The 18,847-nt window shown below is 71.4% G+C and carries 17 protein-coding genes and 3 tRNA genes; 12 read left to right on the top strand and 8 right to left on the bottom strand.

Going from position 1 to position 18,847, the window contains the following annotated elements; genetic code table 11:
* Window positions 1-77 precede the first annotated feature (77 nt).
* The 4 genes from CEQ11_RS02465 to CEQ11_RS02480 all read left to right on the top strand — a co-directional run bounded on the left by CEQ11_RS02465 (window position 78) and on the right by CEQ11_RS02480 (window position 3,439).
* On the top strand, window positions 78-443 hold the full coding sequence (locus CEQ11_RS02465; RefSeq protein ID WP_088477646.1) for a thiamine-binding protein: 366 nt from the start codon (window positions 78-80) through the stop codon (window positions 441-443).
* On the top strand, window positions 440-1,255 hold the full coding sequence (locus CEQ11_RS02470; RefSeq protein WP_127913444.1) for a GNAT family N-acetyltransferase: 816 nt from the start codon (window positions 440-442) through the stop codon (window positions 1,253-1,255). Before CEQ11_RS02465 ends, CEQ11_RS02470 begins: the two co-directional genes overlap by 4 nt.
* 235 nt (window positions 1,256-1,490) lie before the next feature.
* Window positions 1,491-2,312, top strand: coding sequence for a spermidine synthase (locus CEQ11_RS02475; protein WP_227718694.1), 822 nt, complete (start codon window positions 1,491-1,493; stop codon window positions 2,310-2,312).
* 146 nt (window positions 2,313-2,458) lie between these two features.
* Entirely contained in the window at window positions 2,459-3,439 is a 981-nt protein-coding gene (locus CEQ11_RS02480; protein ID WP_067192389.1) for a universal stress protein, read from the top strand.
* 207 nt (window positions 3,440-3,646) lie between these two features.
* Here the strand turns inward: CEQ11_RS02480 and CEQ11_RS02485 are convergent, their stop codons facing one another.
* On the bottom strand, window positions 3,647-4,042 hold the full coding sequence (locus tag CEQ11_RS02485) for a metallopeptidase family protein (RefSeq protein ID WP_227718695.1): 396 nt from the start codon (window positions 4,040-4,042) through the stop codon (window positions 3,647-3,649).
* Window positions 4,043-4,154: 112 nt separating this feature from the next.
* On the opposite strand from CEQ11_RS02485, the gene CEQ11_RS02490 reads away from it, so the two are divergent.
* The 4 genes from CEQ11_RS02490 to CEQ11_RS02505 all read left to right on the top strand — a co-directional run bounded on the left by CEQ11_RS02490 (window position 4,155) and on the right by CEQ11_RS02505 (window position 6,728).
* Window positions 4,155-4,227 (top strand) — tRNA-Glu (locus CEQ11_RS02490).
* Window positions 4,228-4,360: 133 nt separating this feature from the next.
* A tRNA-Asp gene (locus CEQ11_RS02495) sits at window positions 4,361-4,434 on the top strand.
* A 61-nt stretch (window positions 4,435-4,495) separates the two neighbouring features.
* Window positions 4,496-4,571 (top strand) — tRNA-Phe (locus CEQ11_RS02500).
* A 345-nt stretch (window positions 4,572-4,916) separates the two neighbouring features.
* Window positions 4,917-6,728, top strand: a complete 1,812-nt coding sequence (locus CEQ11_RS02505; RefSeq protein WP_227718696.1) for a BCCT family transporter — start codon at window positions 4,917-4,919, stop codon at window positions 6,726-6,728.
* Between the two features lie 253 nt (window positions 6,729-6,981).
* Here CEQ11_RS02505 and CEQ11_RS02510 read toward each other — a convergent pair whose 3' ends face one another.
* From CEQ11_RS02510 to CEQ11_RS02525, 4 genes are all read right to left on the bottom strand, one after another.
* On the bottom strand, window positions 6,982-8,421 hold the full coding sequence (locus CEQ11_RS02510; protein WP_088477650.1) for an amino acid permease: 1,440 nt from the start codon (window positions 8,419-8,421) through the stop codon (window positions 6,982-6,984).
* A gap of 139 nt (window positions 8,422-8,560) precedes the next feature.
* Window positions 8,561-10,432: a glycoside hydrolase family 13 protein gene (locus CEQ11_RS02515; protein WP_088477651.1), complete on the bottom strand. Its 1,872-nt coding sequence runs from the start codon at window positions 10,430-10,432 to the stop codon at window positions 8,561-8,563.
* Between the two features lie 365 nt (window positions 10,433-10,797).
* Window positions 10,798-11,817, bottom strand: coding sequence for a hypothetical protein (locus CEQ11_RS02520; protein ID WP_088477652.1), 1,020 nt, complete (start codon window positions 11,815-11,817; stop codon window positions 10,798-10,800).
* Window positions 11,818-11,841: 24 nt separating this feature from the next.
* Window positions 11,842-12,669 carry an exodeoxyribonuclease III gene (locus tag CEQ11_RS02525; RefSeq protein ID WP_088477653.1) on the bottom strand — a complete coding sequence of 276 codons (828 nt, stop codon included), beginning with the start codon at window positions 12,667-12,669 and terminating at the stop codon, window positions 11,842-11,844.
* Window positions 12,670-13,013: 344 nt separating this feature from the next.
* On the opposite strand from CEQ11_RS02525, the gene CEQ11_RS02530 reads away from it, so the two are divergent.
* From CEQ11_RS02530 to CEQ11_RS02540, 3 genes are read left to right on the top strand one after another with little or no spacing between them, the layout of a single operon-like run.
* The gene (locus CEQ11_RS02530; RefSeq protein WP_088477654.1) at window positions 13,014-13,496 is read left to right on the top strand and encodes a GntR family transcriptional regulator; all 483 of its coding nucleotides are present in this window, start codon (window positions 13,014-13,016) and stop codon (window positions 13,494-13,496) included.
* Complete coding sequence (locus CEQ11_RS02535) at window positions 13,493-14,488, top strand: ABC transporter ATP-binding protein (RefSeq protein WP_227718697.1); 996 nt, start codon at window positions 13,493-13,495, stop codon at window positions 14,486-14,488. The genes CEQ11_RS02530 and CEQ11_RS02535 overlap by 4 nt, the downstream gene beginning before the upstream one ends.
* Entirely contained in the window at window positions 14,485-15,288 is an 804-nt protein-coding gene (locus CEQ11_RS02540) for a hypothetical protein (RefSeq protein ID WP_088477655.1), read from the top strand. Before CEQ11_RS02535 ends, CEQ11_RS02540 begins: the two co-directional genes overlap by 4 nt.
* Before the next feature lie 164 nt (window positions 15,289-15,452).
* Here CEQ11_RS02540 and nadE read toward each other — a convergent pair whose 3' ends face one another.
* Complete coding sequence (gene nadE / locus CEQ11_RS02545; protein WP_088477656.1) at window positions 15,453-16,367, bottom strand: ammonia-dependent NAD(+) synthetase; 915 nt, start codon at window positions 16,365-16,367, stop codon at window positions 15,453-15,455.
* A 244-nt stretch (window positions 16,368-16,611) separates the two neighbouring features.
* Window positions 16,612-17,055: a MarR family winged helix-turn-helix transcriptional regulator gene (locus tag CEQ11_RS02550; RefSeq protein ID WP_088477657.1), complete on the bottom strand. Its 444-nt coding sequence runs from the start codon at window positions 17,053-17,055 to the stop codon at window positions 16,612-16,614.
* A gap of 93 nt (window positions 17,056-17,148) precedes the next feature.
* Here CEQ11_RS02550 and pyrE point away from each other — a divergent pair, with 93 nt between their 5' ends.
* On the top strand, window positions 17,149-17,730 hold the full coding sequence (pyrE, locus tag CEQ11_RS02555; RefSeq protein WP_088477658.1) for an orotate phosphoribosyltransferase: 582 nt from the start codon (window positions 17,149-17,151) through the stop codon (window positions 17,728-17,730).
* Between the two features lie 7 nt (window positions 17,731-17,737).
* Here the strand turns inward: pyrE and CEQ11_RS02560 are convergent, their stop codons facing one another.
* Window positions 17,738-18,784 carry a magnesium and cobalt transport protein CorA gene (locus CEQ11_RS02560; protein ID WP_193762973.1) on the bottom strand — a complete coding sequence of 349 codons (1,047 nt, stop codon included), beginning with the start codon at window positions 18,782-18,784 and terminating at the stop codon, window positions 17,738-17,740.
* Window positions 18,785-18,847: the final 63 nt, after the last annotated feature.

Below are 18,847 nucleotides of genomic sequence, written 5' to 3' on the forward strand. Positions count from 1 at the left end.
CGTTCGGGAGGCGGTCGGGTTCTGTCGGCCCCGAGCGGGGGCTGACAGGGCGCGCGGTCCCGGGCAGACTGGGCCGCATGATCGTTGCGTTCTCCGTCGCCCCGTCCGGCGCTCCCTCAGACCCGTCTCTCTCCCGCCCTGCCGGGAGTGAGGACTCCGGCTCGGTGCACGAGGCCGTGGCCGCCGCCGTCGCGGTGGTGCGCGCCTCCGGTCTGCCGCACCGCACCTCCTCGATGTTCACCGAGATCGAGGGGGAGTGGGACGAGGTCATGGCCGTGGTCAAGGAGGCAACCGAGGCCGTGGAACCCTACGGCTCCCGTGTCTCCCTCGTGCTGAAGGCGGACATTCGCCCCGGCCGCACCGGCGAGCTCGACGGCAAGCTCGAGCGCCTCGAGGCCGCCCTGAAGCGCGCGGACGAGGACGCGCAGGAGAGCCGCGGGTGAGCGCCGCCGCCGACGGTGCTGCCGCGGCCGACAACGCCAACGGTGCCGCCGTGGCCGACGCCGCCGACCGAGCCACCGGGGCACGTCCGGACTCGCGTACTGGTGAGGACACACCCTCATCCGGCCGCGAATCGAGGGTCGAGACGGTGAGTCCTCACCAGTTGTCACAGCAGGCGGGGGCGAGGACTCCCGAGAGGACTCCCGAGGCGTCGGTCCGTCCTGTCACCGCCGAGGACCTGCCCGCCGTCCTCGCCATGAAGAACAGGTCCTGGCGCACCGCCTACGCCCACGCCCTCCCTGCCGAGGAGTTAGACCGCATCGACGCCGGCCTCGCCGACCAGGTCGAGTCCTGGAAGCGCACTGTCGCTGACCCGGAGGTCAACCTCGTCCTCGGCGAGCAGGGCCCGCGCGCCGCCTCGGCGTCGGGGGCACCAGGTGCTGCGGACGATGAGGAAGGCCGGTCCGAGGCTCCGTCGGAGGCGGGTGCCGTCGTCGGGATGGCGTGTGCGGGTCCCCGCCGGGCCTTCGGCGATGCCGCCATGGTGCTCGCCGGCACCGGCCTGTCCGAGGGCGACCTGCCGGAACGCGAGCTGTTCGCCATCTACCTGGACGAACGCGTCTACGGCACGGGACTCGCCGACCGCCTCCTCCACGAGGTCCTCGGCGACGCCCCGGCCGTTCTCTGGGTCTTGGACGGCAATGCCCGGGCCGAAGCGTTCTACCGCCGCCACGGCTTCGAGGCGCTCGGCGCTCCCGCGCCGCTCGGCGGGAGCTGGGGCGAGCACACCGAGCGGCTCTACGTGCGGCGCTGAGCCGGCTGAGCTCGTCTACTGGTGAGGACTCACCGTCATCCGGCCGCCGATCGGGCCACGAGACGGTGAGTCCTCACCAGTTGGCGCAGGGGGGCATCCCACGAGTCAGCGCAGCGGGGGCACCTCACCAGTTCGCGCAGGGGCGGGGGCATCTCACCAGTTCGCGCAAGGGCGGGGGCACCTCACCACTTCGCGCAGGCGCGGGGACATCGCACCGATGCGGGAGGATGGAGCCATGATCGAGGCCGGCACCTTCCCCATCAGCTCGGGCACCGCGTCCATCGAGCCGGACCCGTGGACGCCCGGTGCCTTCCTGCTGCGCGTCAACGGCGTGGAGTCCTCCCAGCTGAACCCGGACACCCCGACGGAGCTGGGCTTCGAGTACATGCGCTGGGCCGCGGCCGTCCTCACCCACCGCTTCGCCACCGACCAGCGGATCCGCGTCCTGCACCTGGGCGGCGCCGGCTGCACCTTCGCCCGCTGGGTCACGGCCGTCTACCCGCAGGCGCACCAGGTGGCCGTGGAGCTGGACGCCGGGCTGGCCGAGCTGGCCCGCACGCGCTTCGAGCTGCCGCGGGCCCCGCAGCTGAAGATCCGCGTCGGGGAGGCGGGCGAGGTCCTCGCCGGCATGCGCCCCGGCACCCGCGAGGTCGTCTTCCGGGACGTCTTCGCCCCCGTCTCGGACGACCCCGACGCCCTCCACGTCACCCCGGAGCACCTCACCGGGGTCTCGGCCGCGGCCTCTGCCGCCTCCGTCCTCACCCCCGGCGGGGTGTACCTCATGAACATCGGCGGCGGCCCGGACCTGACCTCGGTCCGCCAGGAGGTGGCCGCGCTGTGCGAGGTCTTCCCCCATGTGGAGGTCATGGCGGATGCGACCATGCTCAAGGGCCGCCGCCGCGGCAACGTCATCGCCGCGGCCTCGGACGTTCCGCTCACGGACGAGTCCCTCGGCGGCCCCTCCGCCCTGGCCCGCACCCTTCTCTCGGACCCCGTGCCCGCCCGGGTCGTGGACTCGGTGGAGAACTTCACTGCCGGGGCGAGACCCCGCCCCTGAGACCCCGCCCCTGAGTTCCGCCCCCGCCCCCGCCCCTGACCCCGCTCCTGAGACCCCGCCCTCAGGCCCCGCACAGGAGTAGTCTGGACGTGCACCGTCGGGGTCAGCGTGGATCCCGGCACCGCCGTCGCCGAAGGAGGCCCCGCATGCCCAAGGACCCGAACACCACCGCCCCCGCCGCCGGGGAGGAGACCGCCGACCGTCTGGGCGTCGTCGTGGGCGTGGACGGCTCGGACCAGTCAATCTCCGCGGCCCGCTGGGCCCAGCGTGAGGCCGGCGCCCGCGGCGTCCCGCTCACCCTCGTCACCGCCTACACCATCCCGGCCTTCTGGGGCTACGCCGGCGAGGTCGGCGGCCAGCTCGCCGACGACACCGCCCTGCGCGAGGGCGTCCTGACGATGCTGAAGTCCGTCGAGTCCAAGCTCGAGGCGGACGGCGTGCGCCCGACCCTGCGCGTGGAGATCGGCGACGCCGCCGGCGTGCTCGTGGACCTCTCCCGTGACGCGGACATGCTGGTCTCCGGCGCCCGCGGCCGCGGCGGCTTCCTGGGCCGCCTGCTCGGCTCGGTCTCCTCGGCCCTGCCGGGCCACGCACACTGCCCGGTCGCGATCATCCCGGCCGGTGAGGACGCCTCCCGCGCCGGCGGCGACGCCGCCGTGGTGGTCGGTGTGGACGGGTCCGAGCAGGGCCGCGCCGCCGCCCTCGTGGCCGCGGAGGAGGCCCGCATCCGCCAGGCCCCGCTGCACATGGTCTCCGTGGTCCCGCCGGTGGCCGCGTCCACCGCGTGGCTGTCGGTCTCCGTGGACGAGCAGGCGATGATCGACGACCTCCAGCAGCGGCTCGAGGCCGGTGCCGCCTGGATGCGCCACGAGCACCCGGATCTGACCGTCACCACCGAGCTGCTGGACGGCGCCCCGGTGGAGGTCCTGGCCGCGCAGACCACGACCGCCCGCCTCACCGTGCTCGGCACCCGCGGCCTCGGCGGCTTCGCCGGCGCGCTGCTGGGCTCCACCAGCCAGGGCGTCTCCGTGCATGCCAAGGGCCCGGTGCTCATCGTCCCGTTCCGCGAGGACGACCGCCTGGCCTCCCGCAAGGACTTCGGTCCGCTGCTGGACCAGCAGGACTGAGCCTGCAGGGCCGCTTCCCGACGACGGCCGCTCGCCGGCACGAGACCCCCTCGCCTTCCCCGGAGGGCGAGGGGGTCTGGTCGTGTCCGGTCCGCTCCCGCCGGCGCGGCTCGGCGCGGTCCGCTCCCGCCGGCGCGGCCGGGCCCGGCCCCGGGCAGGGCGAGGGGACAGGAGGAGGGGAGCGGCCGTCGTCGGGAAGCTGAGGCGTCAGCCCCAGCCGAGCTCGTGGAGGCGGTCCTCCTCGATGCCGAAGAAGTGGCCGACCTCGTGCATGACGGTCACGGTGATCTCGTCCTCCAGCTCGGCGCGGGAGCGGCAGTGGCGGGTGAGCGGGCCGCGGAAGACCACGATCCTGTCCGGCAGCTGCCAGGGCATCTCGGCGCGCTCGGTGAGCGGGATGCCGTCGTAGAGGCCGAGCAGCTCGGTGTCCGGGTCCTCCCACGGTTCCGGCTCGTACTCCTGTTCGACCACCACGACCACGTTGGTGAGCAGCCGGGCGAGCTCGTCCGGGATCCGCGCCAGGGCGGCGGAGACGGCGTCGTCGAACTCCTGCTCCGTCATCCACTCGAGGTGCTCGTCGGGGGTGTGGTGCTCGGGCGTCACGGCGCTCCTGGGGCGGTCTGGTCGGGTCCGGTGCGGGCCGCCGGGGATTTGCGGGGCCTGGAGGCCCACTCTAGACTCAGGGGGTCCGCCACGCGTGCGCGCGAGCGGGCAGGCCCCCATCGTCTAGTGGCCTAGGACACCGCCCTTTCACGGCGGCGACACGGGTTCGAATCCCGTTGGGGGTACGCCTGGCCACCCGTTGTGTGCAGCGTGGTGGAGATCACCTCTCTGCCGATTTGGACAGGTGGGAGACTCCCTGGTAGAGTTTCTACTCGTTGCGAAGGGCCGAAGAGTCCTCCGAAGCGATAAAATGAACATGGCCCTGTGGCGCAGTTGGTTAGCGCGCCGCCCTGTCACGGCGGAGGTCGCGGGTTCAAGTCCCGTCAGGGTCGCTCGGATGTTCCGACCACCGGAATGCCGGTGACGGAGGATCTTGGTGACGATGAGTCATCAGGCTCTGTAGCTCAGTTGGTAGAGCGTTCGACTGAAAATCGAAAGGTCACCGGATCGACGCCGGTCGGAGCCACCACGTCAGAAGGAGGCCCTCGCGGAAGCGGGGGCCTCCTTCGTTGTGTGCGGGGGCGGTGCGTGAGACGTCCGGGCCTCAGTACTACTCCGAGATCCACGACAACTGATCTCCTCCCAGGGCCCCGGTCCTCATGCGAGGGCCGGGACGTCTGTGCGGGCGCGTATTGTACGCTCTGCGCGGGTGACGTGATGCCGTTCACCCGAACGTGGCATTGCGGAGCCACGGCAACTAGTGTCATAAGGCGTGACTTCCACTCCGCCTTCATCGAACAGCACTGATTCATCGACCCCGCCGGGAGATCGCCCGGCCTCTGACGCCGCCGTGGATGCGGCCACCGCCCCCGGCGTGGACGGCAGCACCGACATCACGCCCGAGCGGCCGCACGGCTCCGACGTCGAGCTCGTGCCCGGCACCGGAAAGCTCAAGGGCTGGGTGTTCTGGCCCTCCGCCATCGTGATCCTCGCCTTCGTGGGCGCCACCCTTGCGTTCCCGGAGCCGATGGAGACCGCGATCGGCTCGGTGCAGTCCGCGATCATCGCGAACTTCTCCTGGTGGTACGCCCTCGTGGCGCTCATCTTCGTCTTCTTCTGCCTGTACCTGGGCTTCTCCCGCAAGGGCCAGATCACCATGGGCCACCCGGACGAGGAGCCGGAGTTCTCCACCCTGTCCTGGTTCTCGCTGCTCTTCGCGGCAGGCATGGGCATCGGCCTGGTGTTCTACGGGATGACCGAGCCGCTCAGCCACTTCGTGAGCCCCCGCCCGGACGTGGCGGCCGCGGACCCGAACACGGGCCAGCTGGCGCAGGACGCCCTGTCCACCACCTTCATGCACTGGGGTCTGCAGCCCTGGGCCATCTACGCGGTGGTCGGCGTGGGCGTGGGCCTGGCGATCCACCGCCGCGGCCGTCCGCTGTCCCTGCGCTGGGCCTTCGAGCCGCTGATCGGTGAGAAGAACACCCGTGGCGGCTGGGGCAACCTGATCGACAACATCGCCCTCATCGGCACCGTGTTCGGCGTCGCCACCTCTCTCGGCCTGGGCGTGACCCAGATGGCCGCGGGTCTGCGCTCGCTGGGCATCGTGGCCGAGGATTCGACCTGGGTCGAGTACGTGATGATCGCCGGCGTGACCGCGGTGGTCCTCTACACGGTGGTCTCCGGTGTGGCCCGCGGCATGAAGTGGCTGTCCAACTTCAACCTCGTCCTGGCAGCCGGTCTCCTGCTGTTCCTGGCGTTCGTGGGCCCCACTGCCTACCTGTTCAAGGAGATGGTGCAGTCCTTCGGCGCCTACATGCAGGGCTTCCTGAGCAACTCCCTGAACGTCTCCGCCTTCAACGGCGAGGAGGGCGACGCCTGGCAGGCCGGCTGGTCCGCGTACTACTGGGGCTGGTGGATGTCGTGGACGCCGTTCGTCGGCATCTTCATCGCCCGCATCTCCCGTGGCCGCACCGTGCGTGCCTTCATCATGGGCGTGCTGGCCGTGCCGACCCTGATCTCCGTCCTGTGGTTCGGCGTCCTGGGCGGCATCGCCATCTACTACGAGACCGTGAAGCCGGAGGGCTACGCCTCCGTGGTGGGCGACGACGGCACGATCGACGCGAACTCCGCCCTGTTCCAGGTGCTGGAGCAGCTGCCGGCCGGCACCATGCTCATCATCGGTGCGATCATCCTGTCTGCGGTCTTCTTCGTGACCTCCTCGGACTCCGGCTCCCTGGTGATGGGCATGCTCGCCACCGGCGGCGACCCGGAGCCGAAGATGTGGATCCGCCTCTTCTTCGCGATCGCCACCGCCTTCATGGCGGCGGCCCTGCTCATGGCCGGCGGCCTGTCCGCCATCCAGACGCTCGCGATCACCATCGGTCTGCCGTTCTCCGTGCTGATGCTGGTGATGTGCGTGTCCACGCTGCGCACCCTGTCCTACTCGGTGGCCCGGGTGGAGGCTGTGCGCCGTCGGGCCCAGCTGGCGTCCATCAAGAACCACCTGGGTCTGGACACGGACGACGAGGTCGTGGACGGTCCTGCCACGGCTTCGCAGTGGTGGGCCTCGCTCAGCCGTGAAGGCAAGCACCGCATCGCGCAGATGGCCTCGGCCGGTCCGGACGACGTCATCACGGTGACCCCGCCGAGCGGAGAGGGCTCCTCAGCGTCCGATTCGCGTTGATCCGCTGACTCGCTCTGCCCCCGTACCGGGGCGACGACGGCCCCGGCGCCTTCCGCAGAGAAGGTCGCCGGGGCCGTCGCCGTGGTGCAGGATGCCTCGCGCCTGGTGCCTTGCGCCTTGCGCCTTGCGCCTGGTGCAGGGTGCAGGGTGCCTGGCGCAGGGGCCGGGCGCCTGATGCCTGGCGCAGGGTGCCTTGGGACGCCGGGCGCCTGATGCTCGCGCCACGCGCCTGGACGCCGGTCAGGGGCAGTCGTCAGCGGTACTCTTCGGCCGCCAGGGGCATCTGTCCGGTGCGCGCGTTGCGGTGGCCGTGGCGGCGGGCGCCCAGGAACCAGGCGGCCGTCAACACGGCCAGCCAGACGACGCCGATGACGAGCGCCTGGCGGCTCTGAGGGTCCCAGGCGAGCAGGCCGATGACCAGCGCGATGAAGGCCGTGGTGGCCCAGGTGGTGAAGGCGCCGCCCGGCAGGGCGAACGTACCGGGGCTCTCCCCGTGGCGGGCCATGGTCTTGCGCATGCCACGGTGCGTCATGAGGATCATCGTCCAGGTGAAGACCACGGCGAAGCTGGCCACCTGGGCGACCGTCACGAACACGTCCTCCATGAAGGTGTTGATGAGGGCGCCGACCACCATCACGGCCAGGACCAGGCCCACGGCGGCCCACGGCACGCCGCGGTCGGAGACGGTGCGGAAGGCGCGCGGGGCGTGCCCGTCACCGGCCATGGCGTAGAGCAGGCGGCCGATCGAGTAGGTGCAGGCGTTCACGGCGGACACCGCGGCGGTGAGCACCACGAAGTTCAGGATGTGCGGGGCGAAGGGGATGCCCAGGGTGTCGAAGATCTCCACGAACGGGGAGTTCTGGCCGCTGACCTTGTTCCACGGGACCAGGGACATGATCACGACCATGGTGCCCACGTAGAAGATCAGGATGCGGGCGGGCACGGTGTTGATGGCCTTCGGCAGGGCGCCGGAGGCGTCCTTGGCCTCGCCGGCGGTGATGCCGATGGTCTCGATGCCGCCGAAGGAGAAGATCACGATCGCCAACGCCAGCAGCACACCGGTGAGGCCCTCGGGCATGAACCCGCCGTGGTCCACGAGGTTGTGCAGGCCGGCGCTGGTCTCTCCGTCATAGCTCATTCCCATGACCATCAGGACCAGACCCCCGACGATCATGCCGAGGATCGCGACCACCTTGACGATCGAGAGCCAGAACTCGAGCTCGCCGAAGTTGCCCACATGGGTGAGGTTGACGGCACCGATGAACAGGATACAGGCGCCGATCCACAGCCAGGCGGGGGTGCCCGGGTACCAGAACTGCATGTACACGGCCACGGCGGTGACGTCCGCGATCACCACGATCGACAGTTCGAACACGTAGGTCCAGCCCGTCACGAAGCCGGCGAAGGGGCCCAGATAGCGGTGTGCGTAGGCGCCGAAGGAACCGGAGACGGGCTCGCGCACGGCCATCTCGCCGAGGGCGCGCATCACCATGAACACGGCGAGGCCTGCGACCGCGTAGGCGAGGATCACGGCGGGGCCGGCGGTCTGGATGGCCGGTGCTGAACCGTAGAACAGGCCGGTGCCGATGGCGGTGCCGAGGGCGATGAAGACGATGTGACGGGTGCTCAGGCCGCGCTGCAGGCCGGGGTCCGCGGCAGATCGTGCCGGGGCCCCTTCAGGGGTGTGTGCCATGGTGGTGGCTCCTCCGAAGCGGTGGGGTCATGGGTGAGGCGACTCACCATTGTGGACCCAGGTCACACTCCGCGCCACTCCGTACGTGTTCAACACGCCGCGTCCGCCCGGTGGCCTGCGGTTTCCACCCCGCAGAAGGTCACACCAGGAGCCAGGCGGCGGTGTCCGGCAGCAGGGCAGCGGCGGCGTCGGGGGCCCCCGGCTCGCGGTCCGAGCGCGCCAGCACGCGGTGGCCTGCGGGCAGCTCCACCTCGTCCTCACCGAGGTTGGCGATCACCAGCACGGTCTGTTCCGGGATCGGCTCGCCGGATCCGAGGTGCCGCCCCCCGCCGCTGGTGACCGTGAAGGCGACGACGCCGTCGGCAGGGTCGTGGCGGTCGGACCATGCGAACCGGCCCACGCCCATCTCCAGCTCGCCGCGCACCGAGAGCAGGTGCCGGTACAGCTCGTAGAAGGAGCCCGGGACCTCCACCTGTCGGTCGGCGGCGTAGCGGGCGAAGGACTCCGGCTGGGGCAGCCACGGGGCCGCCGGGATGCCGTCCGTCCTCGGCGCCGCAGCGACACCCTCACCCGGCGAGGCGACGCCGTCCGATGACGCCGCCGCGCCGCCGTCGTGGTTCACGGCGAAGCCGTGGCCCGGGGCCTCGGCCCTCCACGGCATGGGGATGCGGCAGCCGTCGCGGCCGGGCTCGGCGCCGTCCGTGCGAAAGAAGTACGGGTCCTGGCGGTACTCGGCGGCCAGGGTGGTGTGCTCGGGCAGGCCGAGCTCGTCGCCCTGGTAGACGTACGCCGAGCCGGGCAGGCCCAGCTCCACCAGTGCGGCGGCGCGGGCGCGGAAGCGGCCCAGCTCCTCGTCCGGCTGCTCGTCCTCCGCGGTGATGCCGTCCGGGTAGGAGGACGGGTCGGACAGGCCGTAGCGGGAGGTGTGGCGCACCGTGTCGTGGTTGGACAACACCCACGTGTTCGTGGCGCCGACCTTGGTGGCCTCCACCATGGAGCGGTCGATCGCCGACGCCATGGACTCCGCGTCCCACCCGGACATCAGGTAGGTGAAGTTGAAGGTCTGCTGGCACTCTCCCTCGCGGACATAGCGGAACATGCGGGGCAGCGGGGAGACCCAGGCCTCGGCGACCATCATCGGCTCATGGTCGTAGGAGTCCAGGACACGGCGCCAGGACCGGTAGATCTCGTGCACGCCGTCCTGGTCCAGGAACGGCATCGCCGGCTCGAACGCATCCACGTCGAAGTCCGGGTCGTGGTCCTCGCCGGCGTCCGTGACCATGCCCATGCGGGTGTGGTCCGCGTCCGGCAGGCCCTCCTGCTTGACCATGCCGTGGGCCACGTCGATGCGGAAGCCGTCCACGCCGCGGTCCAGCCAGAAGCGCAGCACGGACTCCATCTCCTCGTGGACCTCCGGGTTGTCCCAGTTCAGGTCCGGCTGCTTGGAGTCGAACAGGTGCAGGTACCACTGGCCCGGGGTGCCGTCCGGGTCTGTGGTGCGGGTCCAGGCGCGGCCGCCGAAGGTGGACTCCCAGTTGTTCGGCGGCTCGGAGCCGTCCTCGCCGCGGCCGTCGGCGAAGTGGTAGCGGGCGCGCTCGGGGGAGCCGGGGGCGGCGGCCAGCGCGGCCTGGAACCAGGGGTGCTCGTCCGAGGTGTGGTTCGGGACCAGGTCCACGATGATCCGCAGTCCCGCCTCGTGCGCCGTGCGGATCAGCTCGTCTGCATCCGCGAGGGTGCCGAAGCGCGGGTCGATGTCCCGGTAGTCCGCGACGTCGTAGCCGCCGTCCGCCTGCGGGGAGCGGTAGAACGGAGACAGCCACACCGCGTCCACGCCGAGCTCGGCCAGGTACGGGATCTTCGCGGTCACGCCCGGCAGATCCCCCATGCCGTCCCCGTTGCCGTCCGCGAAGGAGCGCGGATACACCTGATAGATCACAGCGTCCACCCACCACGGGTTGTGGGGGCGGTTGCGGGCTTCCGACGGCGGCGTGCTCAGGGGCTGCGAGGTCATGCCGACCAGCCTAGGGCTGTGCGGTGTGGCCATGCCAGGCGGCGGCAGGGTGTGACGGTGTGGGGTAGCGCACGGGGCGGGGTGGGTGAGCAGGGGCTGCAGGCGCCGGTCCGTCCGGCGACAGGGTCCTGGATCCCGAAGCCCTCGCCCTCGATCCGATCTGGACCCCGAAGCCCTCGATCCGATCTGGATCCCGAAGCCCTCGATCCGATCTGGTTCCCGAAGCCCTCGATCCGATTCGGAGCACGCCACGCACGCGCTGAATCGGATCGAAGGGTGGCGACGACGGCAGCTCACCTGGGTCGGCCCGGCGTCCCGACGACGGCAGCTCACCTGGGCCGGCCCAGTTGGCCGGGGCGTTCGGCTCAGTTGGCGCGCGCGTGGAGGGTGAGCAGGCCCCAGCGACGGTTCAGCCGCTCCTGAGCGACAGCCGCGGTGGACTCGTCCTGCTCCTCCAGGCAGGTCAGCAGCGTCCAGAGGTCGTAGGGCGACTCGTCCGGCCAGACGTACGGGGTGAGTCGGCCGTAGTCGAGCTCCACCACGGCGTCCGGGCCGAACAGCTCCAGCCACCCGGACAGCTCCGTCAGCTCCCCGTTCAGGTCCGCGTCCGGGGCGTGGTCCCGCAGGATCCGGGCCGCCCGACCGCAGCGGACGAGCGCGTCCAGCAGGCCCACCGTGCGGCGGGCGCGGAACGGGCGGTCGGGTGTGGCGCGGGTGCCCTCGTCGTCGAAGGCGTCGGCGCCCTCGGCGCAGGCCGAGCCGTCCTCCGCGCCCGTCGGTGCGGATCCCTGTGCGGCCGCGCGGCCGAGGTCCTCGTCCGGGTCGAACAGCAGCAGCCACGAGTGCGGCACGCCCCAGAGCGAGGAGCGGGTGCGGATCGCCGAGCCGGGGCGGGCGAACTCCGGGCGGGAGTCCCGGCCCCGCAGTCCTGCCCCGAGACGGTCGTCGCCGGAGAGGTCCTCGCCGTCGGTGCCGTCCGCGGCGGTGCCGGGCGCATCGGTGTCGGAGGCGACCGAGGGATCGGGTGAGGCGTCGAGCGCGGCGGTGTGCCGTCGTCGTGCCTCCTCGGGGATGAGGGCGGCGAACTGCTCCGGCTCCAACAGGCGCTCCAGGGAGGCCGCCGAGTAGGCGGCGCGGCGGGCGAGCTGGTCCGGGCAGAAGCGGACGCGGCCGTCCGGGTGGGTGAGCGCGCGGACGAGGTCCGGCTGCTGCGGATGCGGGAACGGATCCACCCGGCGGCGGGTCACGCGCGCCAGGGTGCGGCGGTCCGCCTCGGCCTCCACGTCGGCACGGTCACGGCCGGCGGCGTCCGCGAGCACCGGGCCGAGGGCGGCGGGGAACGCCTCGGCCGGTTCGAAGACGCGCAGGTGCGCGATCGCGTCCATGGCTGCGGTGCGACCGGGCGCCGGTCAGCGGTAGTCGACGATGACCGGCGCGTGGTCCGAGGCGCCCTTGCCCTTGCGCTCGTCGCGGTCGATCCAGGCGTCCGTGACCGTCCGCGCGAGGGCGGGGGAGCAGAGCTGGAAGTCGATGCGCATGCCCTTCTTCTTGGGGAAGGCCAGGCCCGTGTAGTCCCAGTACGTGTACACGCCGGGGCCGGGGTGGCGGGGACGGACGACGTCCACCAAGCCGGCGTCCGTGAAGGAGCGGAAGGCCGAGCGCTCCGGCTCGGAGACGTGGGTCAGCTCATTGTCCAGGAAGAACTGCATGTCCCAGACGTCCTCGTCCTGCGGCGCGATGTTCCAGTCGCCGGTCAGGGCCAGGCGCAGGTCCGGGGACTCGGCCAGCTGCGCGGCGGTGAGGTCCTTGAGGGTGGAGAGCCAGTCCAGCTTGTAGACCATGTGCTCGTCCTGCAGCCCGCGGCCGTTGGGCACGTAGAGGCTCCAGAGGCGCACCGGGGCGGCACCGTCCGTGGACTCGGTGCCGACCGTCGCGCCGATCGCACGGGCCTCCTCATGCGGGTCCTTGCCGCCCTTGCCGAAGTGCGGCTGGCCTTCGAAGCCGCGCTGCACGTCCCCAAGGCCCACGCGCGAGGCGATGGCCACGCCGTTCCACTGGGAGAAGCCGTTGTGCGCCACCTCGTAGCCGGCGCGCTCGAACAGCTCCCACGGGAAGTTCTCGTCCTTGCACTTCGTCTCCTGGATGGCCAGGACGTCGATGTCCTGCCGCTCCAGGAAGGCCTCCACGCGGTCGGCGCGGGCACGGAGGGAGTTCACATTCCAGGTCGCGATCTTCACCCGGCCAGGCTATCGAAGGGCGCGGGGCCGGTGGGAACGGGCGGTCTCGGGGCGGCGTCGGCGGGCGGTCACACCCTCGGACGTCCGAGCGTGTATCGAACTTGGGCCGGAGCCGGCCGATCCGGGCCTGGACGGCCCAGGTTCGATACACGCAACCGCATCCTTCGGCGCTCGCAACGGCATCCTTCGGCGCTCGCAACGGCATCCTTCGGCACACGCAACCGGGTCCTCTCTCTTCGCCCAACGGCGCCGCAGCGCCGCGGCTCGGGTCTTGCCTCGGACGCGGAAGGCACTTAGGTTAGTTACACAAGTAATGAACCACTGAAGCTCAGACGGGAGTCGAGATGGCCAGCACAGACCCGCACGGACAGCCCCTGTTCCGCACCCTTGCGCAGACGATCGAGCGCGGCATCGTAGACGGCAGCTACCCGGAGGAGACGCAGATCCCCTCGACCAACGAGTTCGCCCTCCACCTGCGCATCAACCCTGCGACCGCCAACAAGGGCATCAACCTCCTCGTGGACGCCGGACTGCTCTACAAGCGACGCGGCATCGGGATGTTCGTGGCCGAGGGGGCGCGTGGACGCCTGCTGGCCCAGCGGACCGAACGGTTCGCCGGGGACTACGTGGACCCGATGGTCGCCGAGGGGCAGCGCCTCGGACTGCAGCGTGAGGACATCGTCGAGCTGGTGAGCGAGCGGGCGGTCAGCGCCGGAGGAGCCGTCATCGACGCCGCCGGGGAGCCCGCCACCACGGACGGACGGCAGCCGGCGGAGGCGTCAGTACGCCGGAGCCCCGGTGCCGCTGAGGCAGGAGGAATGCGATGAGCACCGCGCCGACGGCCACGCCCGTCCTCGAGTTCCCGCCCACGGTCCGTCCCCTCTCCGCGGACGCCCCGATGTCTCCGGACGCCGCGGTGAGCGTCCGCGGCCTGGCCCGCCGCTATGGGGAGGTCCGCGCGCTGCAGGACGTCAGCTTCGACATCGCCCCCAACACCATCTGCGGACTGCTCGGCGCCAACGGCGCAGGCAAGACCACACTCATGTCCCTGATCTCCGGCCAGGACCGCCCCAGCGCGGGCACCCTGCAGGTGTTCGGCCGGGAGCCGTTCGACGACGCCGCCGTGCTCACGCAGCTCTGCTTCGCACGCGAGAACCAGGCCTACCCGGACACCTTCGCCGTCCGCCACGTCCTCGCCACCTGCCCGCTGTTCCTGCCGCACTGGGACGCGGACTTCGCCGACGAGCTCGTCGAGACGTTCCGGCTCCCGCTGAACCACAAGATCCGCAAGCTCTCCCGCGGGCAGCTCTCGGCCGTGGCGATCGTGGCGGGACTCGCCTCACGGGCGCCGCTGACCTTCCTCGACGAGCCCTACCTCGGACTCGACCCCACCGCTCGGCGCCGCTTCTACGACGCGCTCCTGCGCGACTACGCCGAGCACCCCCGCACGATCCTCATGTCCACCCACCTGATCGGCGAGGTCGAGGGGTTCTTCGAGCAGGTCCTGGTGATCGACGACGGCCGCCTCCTCGTGGACGCCAGCGCCGAGGACATCGCCGAGCTGGCCTTCACGGTCTCCGGGCCGGCGAAGGCGGTGGAGGCCGCCACCGGCGACCGCCAGGTCCTCGAGACCCACCGCATCGGCGGTCTCGCCTCGGCCGTGGTGCTCGGCACCCCGGACGCCGCGATGCACCGTCGGGCCGCAGAGAGCGGGCTCGAGATCGGCCCGGTCGGCCTGCAGGACCTCATCGCGGCACTCGGCGCCGCGCCGCACGGCACCGCCGAGGCCCGAGCCCACGACCAGGAGGCGACCCGATGACCACGGCGACCGCACAGACCGACGGACGGGCCGTCGTCGGGAAGCCGACGGCCCATCACGACGACCGCACCCTGCCGCACCGGTGGCTGCGCGTGGTGCGACTGCACTACTCGGACCTGACCGGGATGCTCGTCACCACCCCCGTGACGTTCGCCCTGCTCACGCTGTTCTCCGTGGCCGTGTACCTGGTGCTGAAGGCGTACGTGGTGCCCGCGGAGACCGACCTCTCCCAGTTCTTCCGCGGGAACATGGGGGTCCTGTGGATGCTGCCCGGATTCCTTGCGAGCGTGGGCGCGTTCTCCTACGTGCGGACCATGCCCTATGCGGTCGGCATGCTTGGCTGCACGCGCGGCGAGTATTGGCGCGGCACCCTCGTGTGGGCGCTGCTGCAGGCGGTGTACTCCGCCGCCGTGGTGGTGGTCTTCCTGGTGCTCGAGCAGGCCACCGGCACGTGGTTCACCGACGGCGCCCGGGTCTTCGACGTGGCGACCCTCGGGGACGGACACCTCGGCACGGCGGCGCTGGTGGCCTTCTGCGTGGGACTGGCGTCCCTGCTGCTCGGGGGCTGCATCGCCATCGCCTGGCTGCGCTGGAAGCAGTGGGGTGTGATCGGAGGACTCCTGATCCTGGCCGTGGTGCTGCTCGGCGGTGCCACGCTGCTGCTGGCCCTGGGAGCGGACGTGATGGGCTTCCTCGCGGAGGACGCGCTGCTGAAGCTCTCGTCCCTGGTCCTTGCCGTGGCCGTGGCCGCCGCGCTGCTCAGCCGCCTGCTGCTGGGCCGGGCTCCGGTCGCGCGGTAGGGCCGGCGCGGGACGTGGTCACACCCTCGGACGTCCGAGCGTGTATCGAACTTGGGCCGGAGGCGGCCGATCCGGGCCTGGACGGCCTAAGTTTGATACACGCAACGGCTTCGATACACGCAGCCACTCCCCGTCCCACCGCTCACGGCCTCAGCGCCACGGCCTCAGCGCCACCAGTCCTCGAGGATCGTCACCGGGGTGGTGCGCTTGTGGCGGCTGCGCAGCCAGACGGCCTCGATCTTGTCCGCCACGTCCTCGGGCACCTGACGGCCCTCGAGGTAGTCGTCGATGTGCTCGTAGGTCAGGCCGAGCTCGTCCTCGTCCGCGCGGCCCGGGCTGCCGTCCAGCAGGTCGGCGGTCGGCACCTTCGCCCACAGCACCTCCGGCGCCCCGAGCTCCTTGGCCACGGCCCGCACCTGGCGCTTGTTCAGGCCGAACAGGGGCAGCACGTCCGCGCCGCCGTCGCCGAACTTGGTGAAGAAGCCGGTCACGGACTCGGCGCCGTGGTCCGTGCCCACCACGAGCTGGCCGTGCTGGCCGGCCAGGGCGTACTGGGCCACCATGCGCACGCGGGCCTTCACATTGCCCTTGTTGTAGTCGGAGATCGGCTCCCCGGTGGCCGCCGCGAAGGCCTCCGCCACGCCGTCCACGCCGTCGGCGATGTCCAGCGTGCGGTCGATGTCCGCGTCGATGAAGTCCATGGCCTGCTGCGCCTCCGCCTCGTCAGCCTGCACGTTGTAGGGCAGGCGCACGGCGGTGAACTGCGGGTTCCGGTGCGAGGGCTTCGGCAGGGTCTCGGCGGTCGGCCTCGGGGACTCGCCGCCGCGCAGCACGGGCCCGCCCATGGCGACGGCGTCGGTCACGCCCAGCTCGGCACGCGCCCTCTCCACGGCCAGCTGCGCCAGGCGGCCGGCGGCGGTGGAGTCCACGCCGCCGGAGATGCCGAGCACGAACCCGGCCGCGCCGGTCGACTGCAGGTAGTCCGCCAGGAAGCGCACCCTGCGGTGGACCTCCTCGGCGGGGTCGATCGCGGGCTTGACGCCCATCTCCTCGATGATCTTCTGCTGCAGCTCACGCATGCGCCGAAGCCTACTCGCGGCGTGTTTCCGGCGGGAGTCGTGCTCCTCGGCCGCTTCCCGACGGCGGCACACCGCTTCCGCGGCGTCCCTCACCCGCCCCGTCGGTCGGCCTTGTGGCGGCGTCTGCTCCGTGGCGGAGTCGGCGTCCCGCACCCGCGCCCGTGGTCGGCCTTGTGGCGGCGTCTGCTCCGTGGCGGAGTCGGCGTCCCGCACCCGCGCCCGTGGGTCGGGGCGGGACGGAGCCTCAGGCCTCCGGATGCCCCAGGTTCCGGGCGATGGTGCGCAGGGCGGCCAGGGCGGTCTCGTAGTCCTCCCGGGGCAGGTCGCCGATCGCCTCGGCGCGGAGCCGGTCCACGGCCTCGGCCACGCGCTCGCCGGCCTCGCGACCGGTGGCGGTGAGGGTGAACAGGTCGCCTTCGACGGCCACCCACGCCGCCTCCACCAGCTCGTGCAGCTCGGCGAGCGCGGTCTCGGACAGTTCCGGGGCGAAGCCCGCGGTGACCTCCTCCGAGCTGAGCGGGCTTGCGGTGAGGGCGTTGAGCATCTGCCACTGCGCGCGGGTGAGCCCGTGCTCTTCGAGCGAGGCGGCGACGCGGGCGGTGATCAGGCCCTCCGTCTGCGTGATCCAGTGGGCCAGCGGCAGACCGGCATGGCGGGACGTCTCGGTGGTGCGTGCGTTCTCGTCCATGTCCGTCAGGCTAGCGCCGAACCAGGTTCCGGGGCAGGGGTGCCGCTCCGGGGCAGGGGTGCCGCTCCGCCGAGCGCCGCTAGCATGAGGGGCATGAGCGAGAACACCGCAGCCCCCACCCCCGAGCAGGACCGTGCCCGCCTGAAGGAGCTCATCAAGGAGCTCGCCGTGGTCCGCGGAAGGGTCACCCTGTCCTCCGGCAAGGAGGCCGACTACTACGTGGACCTGCGCCGCGTGACCCTGCACCATGAGGCCGCGCCGCTGATCGGCCGGGTGATGCTGCGGATGCTCGAGGACGCCGGTGTCGAGTACGAGACCATGGGCGGCCTCACGATGGGGGCGGACCCGGTGGCCACCGCGATGATGCACGCCGCCGGTGCCGAGGGTCGCGCGCTCGACGCGTTCGTGGTGCGCAAGGCCCAGAAGTCCTACGGCATGGGCCGTCAGGTCGAGGGCCCGGGTGTGGACGGCCGGAAGGTCGTGGTGCTCGAGGACACCTCCACCACCGGGGGCTCGGCGCTGACCGCCGTCGAGGGCGTGCGCAGGGCCGGCGGCGACGTGCAGGCCGTGGCCGTGATCGTGGACCGGAACACCGGCGCCGCCGAGCGCATCGCCGAGGAGGCCGGGGTGCCCTACCTCTACGCCTTCGGCAAGGACGAGCTCGGCCTGGACTGAGCCCGGCTCACAGCCATTCGGCCCGCTTGAACAGCACCCACAGCACCACGGCCACGGTCAGCATCAGCGCCAGCGCGAACGGGTAGCCGAACGTCCAGTGCAGCTCGGGCATGCGATCGAAGTTCATGCCGTAGATCGACCCCACCAGCTGCGGGGCGAAGATGATCGCAGCCCAGGACGAGATGCGCTTGACCTGCTCGTTCTGCTCGATCGACTGCTCGGCCAGCCGCTTGGACGCCAGCGTGGAGTCCAGCTCCAGCGCGCTGTTCAGCATCGCGCGCATGGCGGCCACGCGCTCGTTGATCTGCACGGCGTGGTCGTGGACGTCGCGGAGGCGGCGCAGGTTCTCCACCTCGATCGCCGCGCCCTGGGACGCCGCACTCGACTCCCCGGCCTCGTCCGCGTGCAGGCGTGCCCGTGCGTCGTCCTGGAGCTGGTCCACCATGGTCGGCAGCGCGCGGATGGCGTGCTGGAAGTTCAGCACCTCGCGGGAGAGCTCGTAGATGCGGCGGGACACATGCGCGTCGCCGGCGAAGATCTGGTCCTCGATCTCTCCGATGTCCTGCTCGAGGCCGTCGGCCACCGGGAAGTAGTCGTCCACCACCTTGTCCAGGATCTCGAAGGTCACCTGCCAGGGGCCGAGCGCGAGCCGGTCCGGGCTGTCGCGCTCCAGGGAGTGGCGCACGGCGGCCAGGTCCGGCTCCTCGGCGTGGCGCACGGTGACCACGTAGTCGTCCCCGGAGAAGACGCCGATCTCGCCGAACTCCACGGTCTCCGTCTCGTCGATGTACCGCGCCGGGTGCAGGACCATGAACCAGTCCTCGCCGTAGTGCTCGAGCTTGGCGCGCTGCCCGCCGGACAGCGCGTCCTCCACGGCCAGCTCGTGCAGATGCAGCTCGTCCGCGACCTCCTGCAGCTCGTGGGCGTCCGGCCGGTACATGCCCAGCCAGGCCAGGTCACCGGACTCCTTCAGGGCCCGCCAGGTCTGGTCCAACGAGGTCGGTGCGAGGATGCGTCTGCCGTTCTTGTAGACGGCGTTGTCGATGATCGTCACCTGACCATTGTGCGCCTGTTCCCTTCCGGGCCGCCTCCAGGCTTACGGGCGTACGGTGGAGCC

This window comes from Micrococcus sp. FDAARGOS_333 (assembly GCF_002206575.2).
Lineage (GTDB): Bacteria > Actinomycetota > Actinomycetes > Actinomycetales > Micrococcaceae > Micrococcus > Micrococcus lylae.

Bases quoted from the DNA above. Each gene is read 5' to 3' on its own strand.
- CEQ11_RS02465 (WP_088477646.1), top strand. From the start codon at position 78: ATGATCGTTGCGTTCTCCGTCGCCCCGTCCGGCGCTCCCTCAGACCCG.
- CEQ11_RS02475 (WP_227718694.1), top strand. From the start codon at position 1,491: ATGATCGAGGCCGGCACCTTCCCCATCAGCTCGGGCACCGCGTCCATC.
- CEQ11_RS02480 (WP_067192389.1), top strand. From the start codon at position 2,459: ATGCCCAAGGACCCGAACACCACCGCCCCCGCCGCCGGGGAGGAGACC.
- CEQ11_RS02510 (WP_088477650.1), bottom strand. From the start codon at position 8,421: ATGGCACACACCCCTGAAGGGGCCCCGGCACGATCTGCCGCGGACCCC.
- CEQ11_RS02515 (WP_088477651.1), bottom strand. From the start codon at position 10,432: ATGACCTCGCAGCCCCTGAGCACGCCGCCGTCGGAAGCCCGCAACCGC.
- CEQ11_RS02520 (WP_088477652.1), bottom strand. From the start codon at position 11,817: ATGGACGCGATCGCGCACCTGCGCGTCTTCGAACCGGCCGAGGCGTTC.
- CEQ11_RS02530 (WP_088477654.1), top strand. From the start codon at position 13,014: ATGGCCAGCACAGACCCGCACGGACAGCCCCTGTTCCGCACCCTTGCG.
- CEQ11_RS02535 (WP_227718697.1), top strand. From the start codon at position 13,493: ATGAGCACCGCGCCGACGGCCACGCCCGTCCTCGAGTTCCCGCCCACG.
- CEQ11_RS02540 (WP_088477655.1), top strand. From the start codon at position 14,485: ATGACCACGGCGACCGCACAGACCGACGGACGGGCCGTCGTCGGGAAG.
- nadE (WP_088477656.1), bottom strand. From the start codon at position 16,367: ATGCGTGAGCTGCAGCAGAAGATCATCGAGGAGATGGGCGTCAAGCCC.
- CEQ11_RS02550 (WP_088477657.1), bottom strand. From the start codon at position 17,055: ATGGACGAGAACGCACGCACCACCGAGACGTCCCGCCATGCCGGTCTG.
- pyrE (WP_088477658.1), top strand. From the start codon at position 17,149: ATGAGCGAGAACACCGCAGCCCCCACCCCCGAGCAGGACCGTGCCCGC.